Origin of the sequence: Mesorhizobium sp. M0074 (assembly GCF_040322975.1) — a bacterium.
Taxonomy (GTDB): Bacteria; Pseudomonadota; Alphaproteobacteria; order Rhizobiales; family Rhizobiaceae; genus Mesorhizobium.
In genome coordinates, this window is record NZ_JAMYUM010000063.1 from 1 (window position 1) to 3305 (window position 3305).

At 64.9% G+C, this 3305-nt stretch carries 4 protein-coding genes; 2 read left to right on the plus strand and 2 right to left on the minus strand.

The window, feature by feature from the left end; translation table 11 throughout:
• Window positions 1–92: 92 nt before the first annotated feature.
• Entirely contained in the window at window positions 93–521 is a 429-nt protein-coding gene (locus NKJ73_RS33900; RefSeq protein ID WP_352572722.1) for a MerR family transcriptional regulator, read from the minus strand.
• 84 nt (window positions 522–605) lie between these two features.
• Here NKJ73_RS33900 and NKJ73_RS33905 point away from each other — a divergent pair, with 84 nt between their 5' ends.
• A complete protein-coding gene (locus NKJ73_RS33905; RefSeq protein WP_502899080.1) occupies window positions 606–1025 on the plus strand; it encodes a mercuric transporter MerT family protein in 420 nt (139 codons plus the stop codon).
• On the plus strand, window positions 907–2952 hold the full coding sequence (gene merA, locus NKJ73_RS33910; protein WP_352572724.1) for a mercury(II) reductase: 2046 nt from the start codon (window positions 907–909) through the stop codon (window positions 2950–2952). The genes NKJ73_RS33905 and merA overlap by 119 nt, the downstream gene beginning before the upstream one ends.
• A 231-nt stretch (window positions 2953–3183) precedes the next feature.
• Here merA and NKJ73_RS33915 read toward each other — a convergent pair.
• On the minus strand, window positions 3184–3305 hold a 122-nt coding region (locus NKJ73_RS33915; protein WP_502899081.1), incomplete at its 5' end, for a GMP synthase (glutamine-hydrolyzing).

Here is a 3305-nt window from a genome sequence, read left to right on the forward strand (position 1 = left end):
GCAGATCACCTTGCCCTTGCCGACCTGTTTGCGGATCGTCTCGACCGCGTGCTCGCGGTAGGCGCGCATCGTCCAGTCGCCTTCGGACGCACTTATGCGGTAGTTCGCTCCTGGAACAGCGTCTCGATCAGCGGGCACTCCGGCAACGTGCCGTCAGCGCATTGCGCGACCACCTCCTTCAGCATGCGCTCCATCCGTTTGAGGTCAGCGATTTTCGTCCGCACGTCCTTAAGATGGGCGGCGGCCACATCTCTTGCCTCGCCGCAAGGCCGATCGCGTTCATCCACGAGGCGCAGCAGTTCACGGATTTCATCGAGGGAAAAGCCTAGCTCGCGCGCGCGTAGCACGAAGCGAAGGCGCCGCTCGTGCATGGTGTCGTAGCTGCGATAGCCGCTCGTCGTACGCGGCGGCTCGGGCAGAAGGCCGACCTTCTCGTAATAGCGCACGGTCTCCAGATTGCAGCCCGTACGCTGGGCGAGCTCGGCCCGTTGCAGGCCCTTCACCAGGGCATGATCGCGCATCGCAAAATCCCTCTTGACCCTGTAGTGACTACAGACCGCATGCTACGGCACGCTTGGGATTTCGGCAAGGAAGAGAGGCCGGACATGGTTGCATCGCGATCCGGAATAACGGCGGCCCAAACTGCCGCTGCAGACTTGTCTGCCTCTGAACGAGGCGACGCCGGGCGGCAGCGTCTGATCGCCGTCGGCGGCCTTCTCGGCGCACTCGCGGCTTCCTCCTGCTGCATCGTGCCGCTGCTTCTGTTCAGCCTTGGCATCGGCGGGGCCTGGATCGGCAATCTGACGGCGCTCGCGCCTTACAAGCCATTCTTCGTCGCCGGCACGGCAAGCCTTCTCGGATGCGGCTTCTACCTCGTCTACTGGAAGCCCAGGCGAGCCTGCGCCGATGACGCCGCTTGCGCGCGCCGAAAACGGACGAGCCCCGACTGCAGGCGCGCTCGCGGAGCGCGCGGGGTTGAGCGGGACGGCCATCCGGCCTCTGCTCGAAGAGCTCCGCGGTCGTGACCTGGTCGTCCTCGACTGTGAGCGGATCGTCGGCGCCTATCCCTTCACGGACCGAGACACGGGGCACCACGTCACACTGGACGGGCGTGTTCTCAACGCAATGTGCGCTGTCGACGCACTCGGCATCGGCGCCATGACCGATCGCGACATCGCGATAGCTTCGCGCTGCCGCCATTGCGGTGCACCCATCCGGATCGCCACGCGGGACCAAGGGCGGGGGCTGGCCGAGATCGAGCCGCGATCGGCCGTCATGTGGCATAGCGTCCGCTATGAAGGCGCGTGCGCCGCCAGCTCGCTATGTGCGACGACCGCCTTCTTCTGTTCGGACGACCACCTCTCTGCCTGGCGCGGCGAGCGCTCCACGGACGAGCCCGGATTCCGGCTGTCGATCGAGGAAGCGCTGGAGGTTGGCCGGGCTCTTTTCGGGCCCAGCCTTGCTGGCCTCGATACCGCGGCAGAATCCTCGGTCGGCTCGACATCGAAGACGGCCGCAGTCGCGGACCGTCGCTTTCGCACGAACGGTCGCAATGGTGGCGCCTACGATCTTGCGGTGATCGGTGCCGGTTCGGCCGGCTTCTCGGCCTCCATCACAGCTGCCGATCAGGGCGCACGGGTGGCCCTCATCGGCAGCGGCACCATCGGCGGCACCTGCGTCAATATCGGTTGCGTCCCATCGAAAACGCTGATCCGCGCTGCCGAGACACTTCACAACGCTCGCGTGGCAGCACGTTTCGCCGGCATCACGGCCGAGGCCGAACTGACCGATTGGCGCGGAACCGTCCGTCAGAAGGACGCGCTGGTTTCCGATCTGCGCCAGGCCAAGTACATTGACCTGCTGCCGGCCTATAACGGCATCGCCTATCGCGCGGGCGCGGCGCGGCTCGTGGAAGGTGGTGTCGAGGTAGACGGCGCGCGCATTCCCGCTGGCAAGATCATCATCGCGACCGGCGCGCGACCGGCGGTGCCCGCCATCCCTGGCATCGAGGACGTGCCGTATCTGACCAGCACGACGGCGCTCGACCTTGAGGAACTCCCCCGGTCACTGCTCGTCATCGGCGGCGGCTATATCGGGGCGGAACTCGCCCAGATGTTCGCCCGCGCCGGCGTCAAGGTGACGCTCGTTTGCCGGTCTCGGCTGCTCCCCGAGGCCGAGCCCGAGATCGGCGCGGCCCTGACGGGGTATTTCGAGGACGAAGGGATCACCGTGGTCTCTGGCATCGCCTATCGTGCGATCCGCAGGACCGAGAACGGCATTGCGCTCGATGTTGCGCGCGACGGCCAGAATACGACGATCGACGCCGATCAGGTGCTGATCGCCACCGGGCGCACGCCCAACATCGAAGGCCTTGGGCTTGCAGAGCACGGCATCGCCCTCTCGCCGAAGGGCGGCATTGTCGTTGATGACCGCATGCGCACCTCCGGGGCCGGCATCTATGCTGCCGGCGATGTCACCGGCCGCGACCAGTTCGTCTACATGGCCGCCTATGGTGCCAAGCTTGCTGCCAAGAATGCGCTCAACGGCGACAGCCTGCGCTACGACAACAGCGCCATGCCTGCCATCGTTTTCACCGACCCGCAAGTGGCGAGCGTGGGCCTCACCGAGGCCGCGGCCCGTGCCGCCGGACATGCCGTCCGTGTCTCGACGATCGGTCTCGAGCGGGTGCCGCGCGCACTCGCCGCTCGCGACACCCGTGGGCTCATCAAGCTCGTGGCCGATGCCAGCAGTGGCCGGTTGCTCGGCGCGCATATTCTCGCGCCGGAAGGAGCCGACAGTATCCAGACCGCGGCGCTGGCGATCCGGCAAGGCCTCAATGTCGAGGATCTCGCCGATGCGATCTTTCCGTATTTAACCACTGTCGAGGGCTTGAAGCTCGCGGCACTCGGCTTTGCCAAGGACGTCGCCAAGTTGTCGTGCTGCGCTGGCTAGGATTGCGTTCATTTTCCGATTGCGACGCCAGCTGCGCCGATCTCCAGCGAACCGCCGAATTGTACGCTCCAGCACGCCAATATACTCCGCCGACCACACCTCTCTTTACTTTTCGAGAAAGCGCCATCAAATCACACGAGGAATATCCTGAGTCATTGGAGGTCGCTCAAGAGTGCCACGAAGACTTGTCGTAACTACTTCAAACTACGCTATTGCCGCCATTTGTATCCGTCACTCCCACTCAATTGTGCCTGGCGGTTTGCTCGTCACGTCGTAGACGACGCGGTTGATGCCGCGTACCTCGTTGATGATGCGGGTGGCGGCTGCTCCCAGGAATGCCATGTCGTAATGGT

Excerpts from the sequence above, each read along its gene's own strand:
- NKJ73_RS33900 (WP_352572722.1), bottom strand. The coding sequence starts at position 521 with ATGCGCGATCATGCCCTGGTGAAGGGCCTGCAACGGGCCGAGCTCGCC.
- NKJ73_RS33905 (WP_502899080.1), top strand. The coding sequence starts at position 606 with ATGGTTGCATCGCGATCCGGAATAACGGCGGCCCAAACTGCCGCTGCA.
- merA (WP_352572724.1), top strand. The coding sequence starts at position 907 with ATGACGCCGCTTGCGCGCGCCGAAAACGGACGAGCCCCGACTGCAGGC.